Here is a 17,711-nt window from a genome sequence, read left to right as displayed (position 1 = left end):
TTGGTTGTTGGGTAAAAGAGTGGTCAGGAAGGTTGTGTCAGCAGCGGCAGGTACCGTTCCCGCAACACGTTGGCGTGGTGCATGGCATGGCCGACACAAACGAAGCCCAGCGCCAGCGCCGAGATTGGTTTATCGGACGCGGTACCGCTGCGGAGCAACATCTCGTCGGTGAAGCTGCTGAACAGCTGAATTGTCGAGTCGCGCTGGGCTGTGTATTCGTCGTATAGGTCGGCAACGGTACGGTTGGTTGCATCGGTGCAGTCGGCGAAGGCATTTTCATCGAAGCCGGGTAAGGGCGTTTTGTCATTGCGGGCAATACGCAGCGCCCGATACGCCATGATCCGTTCCGTGTCAACGATATGCTGTAAGATGTCAGTTGCACTCCATTTGCCGGGTGCATAGCGTCTGTCGCCTAGTCGCACAAGCGTCTGCGCATCAATCAGACTGTCGAACGAGCGGGTCTGTTTCAGGGCGTCGAGCAAGTCGCCCGGTGGAGCCAGATTAATGTAGCGGTCAAAGAAAGGCGGCAGCGCCGGGAGGTCGTTTTGGGTCATGATACGGTCTACGGTCTACGGTTTATTGGTTTACGGTATTCGGTTTACAGCATTCGCTCCGCTATCCAGCTGACGTGTGCCAGTACACCGTAAACTGAATACCGTAAACCGAAAACTACTTACCTGTCAGTTCTCCCACCAGCCGGTCAGCTTTGTAGATGTAGCGCATGGCGGCTACCATACCGCCGGCGTGGACGGAGATACTGCGATTGGCAGTGGGGACGAAGATGAACTCGCCCGGTAGGCTCTCAATATTACCATCGAATACCAGGCCTACGGCTTCCCGGTTCTTGTTGATCATCGGACTGCCGGAGTTACCGCCGATGATGTCATTCGTGGAGATAAAGCACATAGGCTGATTGAGCAGCGCGGCCGGTGGATTTTTCCAGCGGGCCGGTAGACTCCAGGCCGATTGACCGGCAAACGAATAACTCCGGTCGTACAGGCCCGCAAAGGTGGTGATGATGGGCGCTTTGGTACCGTTGTAATCGTAGCTTTTCACCACACCGTCGTTGATACGGAGCGAAAAGGTGGCATCGGGCGGTACGGCGGCTCCGTAGACGGCATACAGCATCCGGCCCAGTTGACCACGCAATACTTCCTGTTCCTGCGATAGCTGCTGCGCCTGTTGTGCCGCCTGTATGTAACGCGGGAAACCGATGCGGGCCAGTACCAGCATCGGATCACTCGAATCGTTGATCATCCCGCCCCGCGTAGCCAGATCACTGACAAAGGCCGGATCGGTCAGACGGGTGTTTTTGAGCAGGTAAGCCGCTGCTTCGGCGGGTGTTTTGCCGTTGAGCGCAGCTTTCACATACGGATCGTCGTTGCCCAGGCCAGCCTGCGCTTCGGTGAGGTGAGCCGCCAGATACGCTTCTTCGACCTGTTTGTTTTTAATGACCGGTGCTATCACAAGTCCACGCGCCCGTTCGGCATCCTGCGGGCGCTGTGTTGCCAACTGTCCGTACTGTACCAATAAAGCGGCAAATGGGAGTAGCATACCAACCGTCCGGTCGTTGGGTGCCAGGTACGTAGCATCCTTGAACAGCGTGCGTAGTTTAGCCGTGTTGTCGGCCAGCCGGTTCCACGTTTGCAACTGATCGGCGGGGAGGTTTTTAGCCGTGGCTGCCGCCTGAAACTGTTTTTCAAAATTGGCTTTGCGGGCCATCAGGTACGGATCGCGCAGCCCGGCCAGCTGACCACTGATGGCTTTGATGCTGTTCTCGTAGCTGAAAATTTCGTTCAGAATGCTGTCGTTCTTGGCCGTCGCGTTGTAGGCTTGTAGCGCCTTCGACCGATTTTTCAGCAGTTCAATCGTCGCGGGTGTTTGTAGGTCGCGGTCGAATTCGAGTTCAGCAACGGTCTTGAGCCGCTCGGTCCGGCCGGGATTACCGACAACGAAAATGGGTTCACCATCGCGGACGCCATTGGGGTTGAATTTGAAAAAATGCTTCGTCTGAAGCGGTTTACCATTGTCGTAAACCCGGAAGAACGAGCAGTCGAGAGCGTAACGAGGGTAAGTGAAATTATCGTAGTCGCCCCCGAAGAAACCAAGCTGTAGCTCCGGCATGAACACCAGCCGTACGTCGTTGTACCGTTTGAAGCCGTAGAGAGCGTACCGTCCGCCATTGTAAAAGGTAATCGTCTGGAGCTGTAGCCCTTTCCAGGCCGCTTTCGTCTCGTACTCTTTCTTGATGTCGTCGAAGGTTTTTTCGCGGGCCTGGAGCTTATCCTCTTCCGAACCTGCCTGCCCCATTGCCGTCTGCACCCGGCTCGTGATGTCTTCAATCGACACCAGTTGGTCAACAAAGAGTCCGTCGACTTTGCGCTCTTCGGTCAGTGTTTTGGCGTAAAATCCGGTTGCGTTCAGGTCTTCACCTTTGCGTTGTACCCCCGTTCCCGATTCGCGCGCGCAGTGGTGGTTCGTCATCACCAGTCCGTTAGCCGATACAAACGACGCTGAACAGTAATCCGCAAAGCGCAGTGCCGCCAGCCGTGTTTCGTTGAACCAGTTGGCATCGGGGGTAAAATTGTAAGTCTTCTGAAAGTAGGCTGTCGGCGGGGTGTCGAACGTCCACATCTTGCCCAGATCAGCCGGCCCGCCCTTGGCTGAATCGGCAGCCGTAGGGGTAAACTGCGCCCGGCTAGCGGATAGTAAATTGATTAGCAACAGACCCGACAGGACGATCGGGCGGCTATAACGTTGGTGCATGGACGGATCACGAAAGGTGTATCTGCAAATGTAGCAGAAAAGACCTTGGTCGTTCATGTGTATAGGACCCACTGCAACAGACCCACTCTAACCCATCCATAGTATGACTAGTCTTATGGGTAGGGGCTTCAATAAATATCGGTTGGCCGGTTCAATAGGTAAGTTCTTTACCCCTAAATCCCCTGAAGGGGACTTTGCTCGCACGTAGACAAAGTCTCCTGAAGGGCAGGGCTGTTAAGTTCTTAAATTAACGCTGACGGTAGCCAAATTACCTTCGGTCCATCTACCCCCCAGCCCCGAAACGTCGGCCCGGCCTAAAGGGGGTGAACTTCATTTGCGGAATGCTCCCCCTTCAGGGGGCTGGGGGGTAGACGATCTATAACTTAACAGCCCTGCCCTTCAGGGAATTTAGGGGTAAAGCCAATAAGCAGACGCTGATTAAAACCCTAAAAGAATGTCTCTGATAGGCCGTAATTATACCGCTTCGTTTCGTTCCAGCATCTCCTGCCCGACTTTATCGTCTTTGCGAACGAAGGGGCGGATGATGATGCGAGTTCCCCGCTGGTAGGTGAACAGTCGGTATATCCAGTTGCTGAATACGATCAGTTTGCTGCGGAAACCGACGAGATAAAAGATGTGGACGAAGAGCCACGACATCCAGGCAATGAACCCGCCGAGGTGAATATTGCCCGGCAAGTCGGCGACGGCACGGCTTCGCCCAACGATGGCTAGCGATCCTTTGTCGAAATAATCGAATGGCGTGGGCGTTTCGCCCTTGCGCATTCGGTGCAGGTTCTTCGCCAGGTGCACACCCTGCTGAATGGCGGGCTGTGCTACGCCGGGATGCCCTTTCGGCCATTTCTCCAGCTTCATCAAGGCAATGTCGCCAATGGCAAATACGTCGGTCAGGCCCTGAATCCGGTTGATCGGGTCGACCAGGATACGACCCCGCTCGATGGCTTCGGCCGGAATCCCCTCGATCATGGCACCCGTTACGCCCGCTGCCCAGACCAGCGTTTGCGTCCGAATCTGTTCCCCCCCTTTCAGCGTCACCGTCTGACCGTCGTAGTTATCGACCAGCGTGTTTAGCTTGACGATAACGCCCAGATCGTCGAGGTAGCGTTTAGCGTCGTTACCCGCTTCTTCCGACATAGGCGGCAAGACCTTACCGACGCCCTCGATGACGTAGATTTTCATCTGGCTGAAATCCAGTCCCGGATAGTCGGCGGGCAGCACGTGCTTGCGCATCTCGGCCAGTGAACCAGCCATTTCTACACCCGTCGGACCAGCGCCGGCGATAACGAAGGTTAGCAGGCTTTCGCGCTCGGCCGGGTCGGTCGTGACGCTGGCCTGCTCGAAACATTGCAGGAACTGACTCCGTATGTTCAGCGCTTCGGGAATGGTCTTGAGCGGAAACGAGTAGGTTTCGATCTGTTTGTTACCGAAGTAGTTACTCTTCGACCCTGTCGCGATAACCAGGTAGTCATAGGTCAGGTCGCCGATCAGCGTCGTCACGGTTTTCGTAGCCGGATCGATTTTGCTGACCCGGACCATCCGATAATGAAAGTCGTCGACATCGTCGAACATCTTGCGGAAGGGTTCGGCGATGGCATCCGGTTCCAGACCGGCTGTGGCCACCTGATAAAGCAGGGGCCAGAAGCCGTTATAGTTCTGCTTGTCGAACAGGACAATCTGCATGCCCGCGTTGCGCAGGCTTTTGACCAGATTCATCCCCCCGAAGCCACCGCCGATAATGACGATACGGGGCTTTTGGGTAGCGGGAATATTGAGCGATAATTTGTCGAATTGAAGCATGATGGCAGGACGCTTACAGATCAGATGTATTCAGGTGTACTACCTTACAGTCAGCCGTTTTGTTTGCCAGCCTGAATTAAAACCAGCTAAGAATGAGTGAACTGGTTGGCCGACTTACTGATCGTACGATTATCGATCTGCGTATATATAGCGTAATTTTGACAAGCCTGCGCACGGCAGTGGCGCTACACGAATCAATGGCTCGATCGGACGGGTCTATTCCTTTCTTTCATGCGGTTATTTACGTACGGTTTGCTCTGCTTTGCCCTGTTGTGGTGCGTCGATGGGTGGGCGCAGACAACGGTTTCGCGCTATACCATCAGCGGCTACGTGCGCGAGGCTGGTAGCCAGGAAGCCCTGATCGGTGTGAACATCTACGTACCCGGTACCACAACCGGGACGACAACCAACACCTACGGTTTTTATTCGCTGACCTTACCCGCGCAGGACAGCGCGCGCATTGCTTATTCATTTGTCGGGTACGAAACCAGCAGCCGCTCGGTCCGACTACGCAGCAATCAACGCATCGACATAACGCTGGCGCAGGGTCGTGATTTGTCGGAAGTGGAAGTACGGGGTATCGCACAGGAAAAAGTAAGTGAAACGGCGCAGATGAGTGCCATTGACGTACCGATTGCGCAGATCAAAAAGATTCCGGCTTTTCTGGGCGAGAAAGACGTGCTGAAAGTGCTGCAACTGATGCCGGGGGTGCAAAAAGGCTCCGAAGGACAAACCGGTATTTACGTCCGTGGCGGTGGCCCTGACCAGAACCTGATTATCCTGGATGATGCCGTCGTTTACAACGCCAGTCACCTGTTCGGCTTTTTCTCGGTCTTCAACGGCGATGCCATCAAAAGCGTCGAGTTGATAAAAGGGGGCTTTCCCGCCCGCTACGGCGGTCGGTTGTCGTCGGTCATCGAGCTGAACATGAAAGACGGCAACCGCGAGAAGCTACACGGGGAGGGCGGGATTGGCCTGATCGCATCGCGGCTGACGCTGGAAGGGCCACTTACCAAAAATAAGAAGGGGTCATTTCTGGTATCGGGTCGCCGGACGTACCTCGACGTGGTGAGCGCGCCGATCGTTCGGGCGCAGACAAACGGTCAAACCAAAGCGGGCTATTATTTCTACGACCTCAACGCCAAAGCCAATTACGACCTGAGTCAGAACGATAAGCTGTACGTAAGTGGCTATCTCGGGCGCGACCGGTTTCACGCCAGCGACGCACCGTCGGCCACGGAAACGAGCCTGGGCTGGGGGAACGTGACGGGTACGCTCCGCTGGAATCACCTGTTCAACGAAAAGCTGTTCTCCAACCTGTCGGCGACGTTCAGCGATTATAAGTTCGAGATCAATTCGAGCGAACGCGGTACCGTCGATAATCAGTCGTATTCGCTGGGCTACAGTTCGGGTATCCGCGACCTGTCGTTGAAGTACGACGTCGATTACTACCCGGCTCCGCAACACGCCGTTCGACTGGGCGTGCAGACGACCTACCACCGCTTTACGCCCAGTGCCATCGTGTTACAGAACGCCCTGATCAATCAGTATCAACAAAGCGTCGAAAGCATCAATGTGCTGGAATCGGGTCTGTACGCCGAAGATACCTGGCGCCCTTCCGACCGGTGGCGGGTCAACGGTGGCTTGCGGCTGAGTTACTTCAAACACCCTGACGTTGGCTATATCCGGCCCGAACCCCGGCTGTCGGCGGCTTATACGCTCCGCCCCGACCTGTCGCTGAAGGCGTCGTATGCATTGATGAATCAATACGTTCACCTGTTGTCGAACACCGGGATCGGGCTGCCAACCGACTTGTGGGTGCCGACGACTGACCGGGTAAAGCCGCAACAGTCGCAGCAGGTCGCCATCGGTATCGCTAAAGATCTGCCCGGCAGCGGGCTGGCCCTGACGGTCGAGGGCTATTACAAGACGATGAGCAACATCATCAACTACAAGGAAGGGGCTAGTTTTCTGCTGCTCAACGACCCGACCTCGGCCAATAATACCCGCTGGGAAGATAACGTAACCGCCGGGCGAGGCTGGTCGTACGGGGCGGAGGTGCTGCTTCAGAAAAAAATCGGGCGGCTGTCGGGCTGGGTAGGGTATACGCTCTCCTGGACGCAGTGGCAATTTGCCGAGCTGAACAATGGCCGGCCGTACTACCCCCGCTACGACCGGCGGCACGACATCTCGGTCGTCGGTATTTACGAACTCAGCAAACGGATCACGTTGTCGGGTACGTGGGTGTACGGCACGGGTAATGCGCTGACACTGCCGACGGGACGTTATGACGCGTACCGACCAGGAGGCAGCTATGTTCCGCTTACCGGGGGCGGGCAGTTTGGTGGCCTGTTTCAGAACGGTCGCATCGTGGATGATTACGGCACGCAGAAAAACAGTTTCCGGGCCGAGCCCTACCACCGCTTCGATGTCGCCATTCAGTTTCACAAGCAGAAAAAACACCACGAGCGAACCTGGGAGATCAGCCTGTACAACGCCTACAACCGCCGAAACCCGTTTTTCTACCGGCTTGAGTCAGTAGCGCAGACTAATGGCGAACCCAACAAGACGGTGCTGGTGCGGTACTCCGTCTTCCCGATTGTTCCGTCCGTAAGCTATTCGTTTAAATTCTGATGCGACACTCCTCGTTTCTTCATCTGGTCGTATGCCTGGGTAGCCTGCTGCTGCTGGCTGGTTGCGGTAGTCTGCGCAACGAGATCAGCCCCGATCAGCTCGGTCTGGAATCGGCAAAACTGGTTGTCAGCGGCTTTCTGTCGCCCCAGGATACCGTCCTGGCGGTCCGGCTTACGCAATCCCGAACGGTCTTGGGCGACAGCATTAGCAGTGGTCTGAGCGATGGTAACGTAACGAGGGCGACGGTGACACTGTCGGACGGTAACCGAACGATTACGCTACGTTACGGGGCGAATGGCTACCAGTATTACAGCGCGCCCGCCCGGCAGATGCGCATCGTCACCGGCCGGACCTATACGCTGGATGTGGTAACGGCGGAGGGACAGCGCGCGACGGCAACCTGCACCATTCCGCCCCCCGTCAGCCTGTCGGCCGTGCAGATCGATTCGCTCATGGAAAACAACCGGACCCGGCGTTACTTCGTCCGGGCCACCTGGCAAGACCCGGCCGGGCAAACCAACTACTATCAGGTAACGGGGACGTTTCGCCTGTTCGATCAGCAGCAGGTCATTCTCGGGAAAAGCAACTACACCAACCTGAACCTGAACTTCGACGACGACAACCGGGGCCTGTTTGATGATACCGGTGCTGACGGATCGCTATTTACGTCAGGTCGGGCATTTTTGGGGAACACAACATTGGCCAACGGCCAGGCGATGGGGTTTAGAAAGCAGTTTCTTAAAAGTAACATCATCGTGAATTTATTGGCCGTCGATGAAACGTATTACCAGTATCGTTCGGCGGTAATCCGGCAGGGTCGCGTGCGCGGCAACCCGTTTGCGGAGCCTGTGCTTATCCCCAGTAATATTCAGGGCGCTTTGGGCTGCTTCGCCGGCTACAACAGTTCGACAATCGGCATGACGGTAAATTAACGACCAGGCGTTACAACCCTCAGGCCACGAATGTGCTCTGACGGTATAGGTTCTCTGTCCACAACCTGGTGTATGCGCTTACTTCTCCCTATCCTTCTTTGTTTCGTCGCGCCCATCGGCAACCTCTTTGCCCAAACTGTTCCCCCTCGTGCCACCATCAGCGGCTACGTTCGTGAGGCTGGGAGTCAGGAAGCACTCATTGGCGTAAACGTTTATCTGCCCGGCACCACGACCGGGACAACCACCAACACCTACGGCTTTTACTCGCTGACATTGCCCACACAGGACAGCGTGCGACTGGCTTACTCGTTTGTCGGCTACGAAAGCAGCGAGCGTACCGTTGCCCTGCGCACCAGCAAGAGCCTGAACGTTTTCCTGACACCGGGCCGGTTGCTGACCGAGGTGGACGTGAAGGCGGGGCGAACGGAAGAGAAAATCAGCGAAACGGCGCAGATGAGTCAGATTGATGTACCGATTGCGCAGATCAAAAAGATTCCGGCTTTTCTGGGCGAGAAAGACGTGCTGAAAGTGCTGCAACTGATGCCAGGGGTCCAGAAAGGCTCCGAAGGGCAGACGGGCATCTACGTGCGTGGGGGCGGTCCCGACCAGAACCTGATCATTCTGGACGAAGCAACGGTGTATAATGCCAATCACCTGTTCGGCTTCTTTTCCGTGTTCAACGGCGACGCGCTGAAGAGTGTCGAACTAACGAAAGGGGGCTTTCCGGCCCGCTACGGTGGTCGGTTGTCGTCGGTCATCGAATTGAACATGAAAGACGGGAACCGCGAGAAGCTGCACGGGGAGGGCGGGATTGGCCTGATCGCGTCGCGGCTGACGCTCGAAGGGCCGTTCACGAAAAACAAAAAGGGCTCGTTTCTGGTGTCGGGTCGCCGGACGTATCTGGACGTGATCGCTGCTCCACTCATTGCGTCGGCCAGCGAAGGAAAAACCAAAGCGGGCTATTATTTCTACGACTTCAATGCCAAAGCGAATTACGATTTCGGTGCCAAAGACAAGATCTACCTGAGCGGCTACTTCGGTCGCGACCGGTTCTACGCGAAAGACAACGATGGCGGCAGTGACGTGGGAATTGGCTGGGGAAACGCGACCGGCACGCTCCGCTGGAACCACTTATTCAGTCAAAAGCTGTTCGCAAACCTGTCGCTGATTTACAGCGATTACGAGTTCAAAATCTCGGCCGATAACCGCTCGGCGGATACGATCACGACCTCGCTCCGCTACTCCTCGGGTATTCGGGATTTATCGGCAAAATTGGATTTCGATTATTACCTGTCGCCCCGCCATTCGCTCCGGTTCGGTACGCAGACTGTGTTTCACCGGTTTACGCCTAGTGCCATTGTTGTGCAGAACGCGTCAATCAATGAATTCAGGCGCGACGTCGAAGCGATTCACGCGGTTGAGTCGGGCCTGTACGCCGAAGATACCTGGCGCCCCAACGAGCGGTGGCGGGTCAATGGCGGAATGCGGCTGAGCTTGTTTTCACAGGGAGCGATCAATTACCTGCGTCCGGAGCCCCGGTTGTCAGCATCCTACCAACTGCGTCCGAGTCTGTCGGCCAAAGCATCGTACGCCACGATGAATCAATACATTCATATGCTGAGCAACACCGGTATTGGCCTACCAACTGATTTGTGGGTACCCACCACCGACCGGGTGAATCCGCAGCAGTCGCGTCAGGTAGCCATCGGCCTTGCCAAGGATTTTGCCGACGACTTCGCTTTGGGAAAAGGCTTTGCCCTGACCGTCGAGGGGTATTACAAAACCATGCAGAACATCATTAACTACAAGGAAGGGGCCAGCTTCCTGCTGATTGATGATCCGACATCGGCCGAACGGGTTCGCTGGGAAGATAACGTAACTGCCGGCAAAGGTTGGAGTTACGGAGCTGAAGTCCTGTTTCAGCGTAAAACCGGGCGGCTGTCGGGCTGGCTCGGCTACACGCTTTCCTGGACGCAGTGGCAGTTTCCCGAACTCAACGGCGGAAAGCCTTTCTTTCCCCGTTACGACCGTCGGCACGATATTTCGGTCGTCGGTATTTATGAACTGAGCAAACGGATCACACTGTCGGGAACGTGGGTGTACGGTACTGGCAACGCCCTGACGGTACCGGTCGCCAATTACTGGGCGTACGGCCATGCCCCCGGCCTACAGACCGTTTATGGCAGCAACGGGGCACAATCGATCATTGCGCCCTTGTTTAGCTACGGCTCGCAGGTAAGTGAATATGGTCAACAGAAGAATAGCTTTCGGGCTGAGCCCTACCACCGCTTCGATGTCGCTATTCAGTTTCATAAACGGAAGAAGTACCACGAGCGAACCTGGGAATTTAGTCTGTACAACGCCTACAACCGCCGGAACCCGTTCTTCTACCAGCTGGAATCGGTTAGTCAGGGCCAGAACCAGCCGACGCGTACCGCCTTGTTCCGCTATTCCGTTTTCCCGGTTGTGCCGTCGTTCAGCTATAATTTTAAGTTTTAAGATGAAGCCTATCCACGTTTTATACGCTGTTCTGCTGGGGAGTTTACTTATAGGCTGTGGTAATCTACGGCAGGAAGTAGAACCCAAAGGCATTACGCAGCAGCCCGAAGCGATTGTAGTGGCCTGTTTTATTTCTCCGCAGGACTCGGTGCTGGCTGCCCGCGTCACCCGCTCATCGCCGGTGCTTGGGGTCAATGGTCAGATTGGTGGCGATATTGTCGATGCGGTCGTTGTCTTGTCAGACGGAAGCCAATCGGTACGGTTGCGTCCGGCACGGTACAATACAAACTACGGCTATCCAACTACCTATTTCCGGGCGTCGGCCAGTAGCCTGCCTATTCTCGTCGGAAAAACATATACGCTAACGGTTCAGACGACCGACGGGCGATCCGTGAAGGCGACCTGTACCGTTCCTGATGCTGTGCCGGTGGAGCAGATTACGGTCGACTCATCGATTACAACCGATTTTGGTGAACGGCGCAAGGAGTACCATGCCCGGTTGCGTTGGCGTGATCCGGCCGGACAACCCAATTTTTACCGGGTAGCCGGAAACAATGAGTACAAAGAACGTGGCAGTATTTATAACCCAGCCACGAAGACCTACCGTGACACCCTGTTTCGGCGGACAGGCGAATGGTACTTTGACGGTGGTTCGCTAAGTGCCGACGTGAGTCGCGATGGACAGCTAATGACATCAACGCGGGCTCGTCTGCCGCCTTTCTCTTATTCGCGAATCAACGGTGTATGGGTCTCTACACCCCCCTCCGGTCGACTGGATGGCTATCTGCTTAACGTCGACGAAAACTATTACCGCTATCACGACGGGGTAGCCCGGCAGAACGAAGTCCGCGACAATCCATTTGCCGAGCCGGTACCCATTCCAACCAATATTCAGGGTGGGCTTGGTTGCTTCGGCGCGTACAATAGGTCGACACTGACGCTTTATCTGAAGTAACAGCCACGAAAAAAGCGCCCAATCTCCACTGGAGATTGGGCGCTTTTTTCGTGGCTACTCGTTATAATCAGGCGTTTTGCACCGGATTGTTCATGATTTCGGTTTGTTTCCGAATCGATTCCATGTGAATGATCTTGTAGATCTCTTCAACCAGCTCAGGATACAGGCCCAGTTTCTTACCCGTTTCGCTGCGGGTTTTCAGGATCTCTTTCCAACGGTCGGGCTGAAACAGCGTTACGTTGTTGTCACGCTTGTACTCGGCCAGCCGCTCAACCAGCGCCATCCGGGCTGCCAGCATCTCAACCAGCTGCCGGTCAACGTTGTCGATGCTCCGGCGCGACTGTTCCATGAATGTCTGGAATTCCCGGTTCGGCGATTCAACCTGCCGGATTTCCAGGTGATCGAGCATCTCCCCGAAAGCCGCAGGGGTCAGCTGCTGCGCAGCATCACTCCATGCTTTATCAGGATCGACGTGCGACTCAACGATCAGACCGTCGTAGTTGAGGTCCATTGCCATCTGCGACAGCTCGTTGAGGTACGCCCGCTTGCCCGCCATGTGACTTGGGTCGCCGATGATGGGGAGCGACGGGAAGATCGACTTCAGTTCGATCGCCATCTGCCACATCGGCACGTTACGGTACTTCGTTGCTTCGCCCGTAGCAAAACCCCGGTGAATAGCCGCCAGCTTGGTGATACCGGCACCGGCAATCCGCTCGAAGGCACCAACCCAGAGGGCCAGGTCCGGATTGACCGGGTTTTTGATCAGCACTGGCACGTCGACACCGCGCAGCGCGTCGGCAATCTCCTGTACGTTGAAGGGGTTCACCGTTGTGCGGGCACCAACCCACAATACATCGATGTCATACTTCAGGGCCAACTCGATGTGTTCGGGCGTAGCGACCTCAACGGCAATGGGGAGGCCCGTCTCCGCTTTGGCGGCCTGAAGCCAGGGCAGAGCCGCTTCGCCCATACCTTCAAAACTACCGGGACGCGTACGCGGTTTCCAGACACCCGCCCGGATAACGTGTACAGCGTTCAGTGCTTTCAGCTGGCGAACGGTTTCAACAACCTGCTCTTCGGTCTCGGCGCTACAGGGGCCGGCGATGATCAGGGGCTTGCCACTGGTATCGATCCACGAATTCAGCGGCTCAACGGTCAAATCTACTTTCATGGTAAACGTATCAGGGGTATGGTGTACCCGTACTAAACTAGGAACTTTAAATCTGAATTTGTGGTATATTTGCAGGGGGAACTAGTTGTGTTTTAGGCTAGTTCCCCACTTTGTCTACAACTGAATTTAATTTGTTGAACAAGCCGTGTCGAGTAGTTTAGTCCATTGACCGAAATTTCGTTCTATATTTCGGCCGTCTAACCGACACGCATCTAACGCTATGGACGTAGCACCGTCAAAACGGAGCACTGATATGTCGAACCGAAGTAATGTATTGCCCACGGCCGGTGAATGGGCCGAGGGTTCGCTGGAAGCTGGGCCGACAGAGGCCAGTAAAGCTAGCACTCAGGTCGGACTCGTTTCTTTCGACGATACCTCGATTGCGTTTTCTGCACAGTCGAACGCCAAACTTAGAAAGACGTACTGGCTGTTTGCGTTGATGAATAAGGGTTGGCTGGTAAATTTAGGCACTTTTTTCATAAAACTAGCCCTCCGCCTGCACCTGCCCATCAAATCGTTGATTAAACACACAATTTTTGAGCAGTTCTGCGGGGGCGAAAGTATCCGGGATTCTGAGCCAACGATTCGCCACCTGCACGACGGTCACGTCGGTACCATTCTCGACTATTCGGTTGAGGGTGAGGATGATGAGAAAAGCTTCGACGAAACAACGCTGGAGATCATGCGGACCATCGAGCGGGCCAGCGAATCGGCTGACATTCCCTTCACGGTCTTCAAAATCACCGGGCTGGCGTCGACCGAGCTGCTCGAAGCCGTACAACTCGGCAACTCGCTCGACAAGGACCAGAAAGCTCAGTTTGACCGGGTGCTGAAGCGCGTCGATTCGCTGTGCCGCCGGGCCTTCGAGCGTAACGTCCGCATTTTTATCGATGCCGAGGAGAGCTGGATTCAGGATACCATTGACACGCTGGCGTACGAAATGATGGACCGCTACAACCACGAGCGGCCGGTCGTTTATAACACGTACCAAATGTATCGTTGGGAATCGCTGGATCATCTGCACCGCGATTTGCTGGAGGCCAACGCCAAAGGGTATTTCATGGGTGCTAAACTGGTACGGGGCGCTTATCTGGAGAAAGAACGGCTCCGTTCGCACGAGGAAGAATACCAGGACCCGATTCAAGCAACGAAAGAAGACACCGACCGGGACTTCAACCTAGCGATCGATTTCTGTCTGGAAAATCGTAACGTTATTTCGTTCTGTCTGGGAACGCACAACGAATACAGCTGTCAGTATTGCGTTCAGAAAATGCAGGCGCTGGGCATTGCCAACAACGACCCACATATTTATTTCGCGCAGTTGCTGGGGATGAGCGATAATATCTCGTACAATCTGGCAACGGCTGGCTATAACGTGGCTAAATACGTGCCGTACGGTCCTGTCGAATCGGTTATGCCGTATCTGTTCCGCCGGGCTGAAGAAAACAAGTCGATTGCCGGACAGAGCAGCCGGGAGTATATGCTGGTGCGCGACGAACTGAAACGCCGAAAAGGGTGTGCGCATAATTAGTAGCCCGCACACTATAGATTCGTTCTGGAGTAGCCTTTAGTAACTATGGCCCGGCCAACTGGCTGGGCCAATTTTTTTTATGATCAAGAAAAATCCGCTTCCTTTTTTTCTCCTGACCGTGTTCCTGATTGCGTTGGATCAGGGATCAAAACTCGCTGTTCATCACTATATGGCTCCCGGCTTTGCCGGTCAGGTCAAACTGATCGGCGACTGGTTTAAGCTACACTATGTGCTTAATCCGGGTATGGCGTTCGGTATGCAATTAGGATACGAATACGGAAAGCTGCTATTGAGCGTGTTTCGGCTGTTTGCCATGGTCGGTATCGGCTACTACCTGGTTCATCTGGCGCACCGGGGTGCCCCTAATGGCTTGCTCTGGGCGATGGCGATGATCTTGGCGGGTGCCGTCGGAAACGTTATCGATAGTACGTTCTATGGTGTTTTTCTTAACAATGCCCCCTACGGATCACCGACGCCCTGGTTTCATGGGCAGGTGATCGACATGATTTTTGTCGATGTATGGGAGGGATTCATTCCCGAGTGGGTGCCGGTATGGGGGGGGCAGTATTATTCGACGCCTATCTTCAATATCGCAGACTCCTGCATCTTTATTGGTGTCTGTTTGATCCTGTTGTTCCAGCGTCGCTTTTTCGGGGGGATGCATCCTGAAGACGGTATGTTGCCAGCCGACGGCCCCGACGCTACACAGGCGACTGTGCTGCCCATGAGCGACGTGGAAGATGAACCCAGCGTTACACACCACGAGCCAACCGACGATGCTACGAATGGTACACAGCACGACGAGATACGCAGTGTGAGTACAACACCCACGGCACCCAAAGAAGACAAACTGGATTAGTCGTAGATCATTAACACAGAGGCACAGAGTACACCGAGTTTTTCTCCGTGGTCTCTGTGCCTCTGTGTTGATAACTTTATTTCGCTAGCAATCGCCTTACTGTGCTTCGTCGAGTGAGGTAAAGTCTTTAAATGTACGCTTGATGGCTTTATCGGTCGCTTCCTTTTTCGACTGCCAGTTAGCATCCAGCTCCAGAGCAACCAGCCCGCTTAGGCTCATCAGCGAACGAAACTCATCGAGCTTTCGGATAAAGTCGGGTGTACGTCGGCTCGATTTAAGCGAAAACTCCCTGGAGAACACATCGCCTTTATTCTGTAGTTCTGCTTTCTTTCCCAGTACGTAGTTGTACCGGTCCAGCAAATCCTTCATCGATTTACCGATAACTTCGGTTGCTTCGAGCGTGCCCATCGTCAGTACCGCTGTACCACCAACCGCCGATATAATACGCTGTGTATTCTGATCACCGCTCGTGATCGCAGGCGACACACCCGTGACCGCGCCCAGCGAAGCATTGGCAACCGAGCGATTTCGTTTCCCGCCCTTCGCCCGTTTGTAGTCACGTTTCAACTGCTCTTCCTTCTCGCCTAATTGCTCAACGAGTCCCCAGGCTTGTACCAGCACCTGCCGGTACTGCGTATACAGGTAGCGGTCTTTTTCGGCTTCGTTGACGGTATTCTTCACAACGAATGTAATCTGCCGTTCCTGCCGATTCTGCGATTTGTCGAGCACATAAAAAGTTACGCGTGCCTCTAACGAGTCTTGGGGATCTTTGACAAAGTCGAAGCCGGGTTGCCAGATAAATTCGTACTGATTGTCGGTATTTTTGACCAGCGCCGTTTTCGGAATGTTCTGGTTATCCGACAAGAAATTGAATTCTTTGATGTCGTCTTCGCCGTTGGGATCGGTGAGGTAAAATTTCAGATCAACAGTGGCATTCTCCCGAAGTTTGTAGCGGGTTTCCTGTGGCACTATGCTGATGTCCGGTGGTAGATCCATCTCTGTAACTTCCACCTTCAAACGGCCTTTCGAGCGGGCTTTGGCTGGCTGATCCTCTACCCAGAACTCGATGTAAATCGGGTTTTGCTTCAGCTTTTTGAACTGATTGAACGACAGCGTCCACGTTAGCTCGCCTTGCGACGAAAGTTTGCTGCCCTCCGGCATCTGATCGGGAATCGGTATGAACACGATAGGGTCGCCGTCGTCGTCGTGTACCAGCTCCGGGTCCATCTTGTATGTGTTCTGCGTCTTATACTGCACATAGAACGGGCGTAGTTCACCAACCGTTGGTGGGCGGTTGACGTGCAGCACGGAGAAATCGATGGTTTGCGTTGCTGAATAGCCGCGCTGATTTCGCACCTCGAACGTAATCGGTACCTGTTTGCGGGTCTGAATACGATCGGCCAGATTGTGGGCTGGCGTCCAGCTAAAGTGACCCAGCGAGTCGATCTCTGCTCCTTCGGGAATCTTGTCGCCCCGCAGTGAGAAAGTCAGCGTATCGCCGGCAGGTGCGTTGGTTTTTACGTCGAACCGGGCAGTGCTGCCCTCAGGTAATACGTTCCAGTCAGACTGTGTAGGGAAGACAAGACGTAGCGATTTCGTTTCCTGTGCGTAGCTGCCGTGCCCGAACAGGCATAGTAGCAACATCGCCAGTAGACCGGCCGTACGATTCATAGATAACGTTTTGTGTAATACTATTGACAAGAACGCAAAAGTAAGGCTGCGAATTTTGCATTAGTTTGTTTATGACCAACTCTTTAGCCAGAATAGTTAGTCGAAATGAAGCGTGCTCTTTCAATAGTCCTGTACCGTCTTTATATAAACCAAAACGAGTCAGCCCATCGGACTGACTCGTTTTAGCGCTAGTACAAGCAGGAAATTGCTTACTTTTTCTTAGGCGTTGCGGCCGGGGTCGATGCTGAACCAGCGCCGGTCGTAGCCGGTTTGCTCGTGGCCGGGGCTGCCGTTTTCGTTGGATCGACGCCCAGTTTTTTGAAGACCAGATCCGTAATGTCGTTTTCTTTAGGAGCAACCAGCAGAATCGGCGTCGTGTTGGCACCGGCATCCAGATTGAAGATGTAGGTGTACCCGTTTTCCTGTGCTACCGCGTCAATCGCCTTCTGAATTTTCTGAACAACCGGATTTACCAGCTGACCATATTTCGCCTGTAGCGACTGCTCTGCCGTCCGGCCGAACTCCTGAATCCGGGTTTGCAGGCCCTGCAATTCCGTTTCCCGGTCCTTCCGAATTACGTCCGACATCTGTTCGGCTCCTTTCTGATAAGCGCCGTATTTGTCTTCCAGTTCTTTCTGCATCCGCTTCAGTTCGTTTTCCGACTGCGTCCGCTGAATGGTCAACTGATTTTGTATGTCTTTGGCTTCGGGTGTCTGACCGAGAATATAGTCGATATTCGTATAGCCCAGTTTCAAGGCGGCCGAGGCTGTTGTAGCAGGGGCTGCCGTCGTTTGAGCCTGAGCGTTCAGACCACCAGCCAGCAAAGCGGCTGCGAACGCCATAACGAGTGTCTTGTTCATCTTCAGTTTACTTGGTTT

The 17,711-nt window shown here is 54.5% G+C and carries 12 protein-coding genes; 6 read left to right on the top strand and 6 right to left on the bottom strand.

All coding sequences use genetic code 11. From position 1 onward, the window contains the following. Positions 1-23: 23 nt before the first annotated feature. The 3 genes from CLV58_RS15320 to CLV58_RS15310 all read right to left on the bottom strand — a co-directional run bounded on the left by CLV58_RS15320 (position 24) and on the right by CLV58_RS15310 (position 4,581). Positions 24-554, bottom strand: coding sequence for a DinB family protein (locus CLV58_RS15320; RefSeq protein WP_106138706.1), 531 nt, complete (start codon positions 552-554; stop codon positions 24-26). Between the two features lie 115 nt (positions 555-669). Continuing rightward, positions 670-2,766, bottom strand: a complete 2,097-nt coding sequence (locus CLV58_RS15315) for a S46 family peptidase (RefSeq protein WP_106138705.1) — start codon at positions 2,764-2,766, stop codon at positions 670-672. Between the two features lie 474 nt (positions 2,767-3,240). Continuing rightward, on the bottom strand, positions 3,241-4,581 hold the full coding sequence (locus CLV58_RS15310) for an NAD(P)/FAD-dependent oxidoreductase (RefSeq protein WP_106138704.1): 1,341 nt from the start codon (positions 4,579-4,581) through the stop codon (positions 3,241-3,243). Positions 4,582-4,812: 231 nt separating this feature from the next. Here CLV58_RS15310 and CLV58_RS15305 point away from each other — a divergent pair, with 231 nt between their 5' ends. The 4 genes from CLV58_RS15305 to CLV58_RS15290 all read left to right on the top strand — a co-directional run bounded on the left by CLV58_RS15305 (position 4,813) and on the right by CLV58_RS15290 (position 11,601). Further along, positions 4,813-7,215 carry a TonB-dependent receptor gene (locus CLV58_RS15305; protein WP_106138703.1) on the top strand — a complete coding sequence of 801 codons (2,403 nt, stop codon included), beginning with the start codon at positions 4,813-4,815 and terminating at the stop codon, positions 7,213-7,215. Then, positions 7,215-8,147, top strand: coding sequence for a DUF4249 domain-containing protein (locus CLV58_RS15300; protein WP_106138702.1), 933 nt, complete (start codon positions 7,215-7,217; stop codon positions 8,145-8,147). The genes CLV58_RS15305 and CLV58_RS15300 overlap by 1 nt, the downstream gene beginning before the upstream one ends. 72 nt (positions 8,148-8,219) lie before the next feature. After that, positions 8,220-10,646, top strand: a complete 2,427-nt coding sequence (locus tag CLV58_RS15295; RefSeq protein ID WP_106138701.1) for a TonB-dependent receptor — start codon at positions 8,220-8,222, stop codon at positions 10,644-10,646. Between the two features lies 1 nt (position 10,647). Next, positions 10,648-11,601: a DUF4249 domain-containing protein gene (locus CLV58_RS15290; protein WP_106138700.1), complete on the top strand. Its 954-nt coding sequence runs from the start codon at positions 10,648-10,650 to the stop codon at positions 11,599-11,601. A 67-nt stretch (positions 11,602-11,668) separates the two neighbouring features. Here the strand turns inward: CLV58_RS15290 and CLV58_RS15285 are convergent, their stop codons facing one another. Further along, positions 11,669-12,772 carry a chorismate mutase gene (locus tag CLV58_RS15285; RefSeq protein ID WP_106138699.1) on the bottom strand — a complete coding sequence of 368 codons (1,104 nt, stop codon included), beginning with the start codon at positions 12,770-12,772 and terminating at the stop codon, positions 11,669-11,671. Between the two features lie 253 nt (positions 12,773-13,025). Here CLV58_RS15285 and CLV58_RS15280 point away from each other — a divergent pair, with 253 nt between their 5' ends. Together CLV58_RS15280 and CLV58_RS15275 are read left to right on the top strand one after the other, a co-directional pair. Then, on the top strand, positions 13,026-14,303 hold the full coding sequence (locus tag CLV58_RS15280; RefSeq protein ID WP_106138698.1) for a proline dehydrogenase family protein: 1,278 nt from the start codon (positions 13,026-13,028) through the stop codon (positions 14,301-14,303). Between the two features lie 79 nt (positions 14,304-14,382). Beyond that, on the top strand, positions 14,383-15,162 hold the full coding sequence (locus CLV58_RS15275) for a lipoprotein signal peptidase (RefSeq protein ID WP_106138697.1): 780 nt from the start codon (positions 14,383-14,385) through the stop codon (positions 15,160-15,162). 96 nt (positions 15,163-15,258) lie between these two features. On the opposite strand, the gene CLV58_RS15270 is transcribed toward CLV58_RS15275, so the two are convergent. Together CLV58_RS15270 and CLV58_RS15265 are read right to left on the bottom strand one after the other, a co-directional pair. Continuing rightward, positions 15,259-16,833 carry a putative Ig domain-containing protein gene (locus CLV58_RS15270; RefSeq protein WP_106138696.1) on the bottom strand — a complete coding sequence of 525 codons (1,575 nt, stop codon included), beginning with the start codon at positions 16,831-16,833 and terminating at the stop codon, positions 15,259-15,261. 209 nt (positions 16,834-17,042) lie between these two features. After that, entirely contained in the window at positions 17,043-17,693 is a 651-nt protein-coding gene (locus CLV58_RS15265; RefSeq protein ID WP_106138695.1) for an OmpH/Skp family outer membrane protein, read from the bottom strand. Positions 17,694-17,711 lie beyond the last annotated feature (18 nt).

Source organism: Spirosoma oryzae (assembly GCF_003002825.1).
GTDB lineage: Bacteria > Bacteroidota > Bacteroidia > Cytophagales > Spirosomataceae > Spirosoma > Spirosoma oryzae.
The sequence above is the reverse complement of the archived record's forward strand: the minus strand, read 5'-3'. Positions and strand labels throughout refer to the sequence as shown.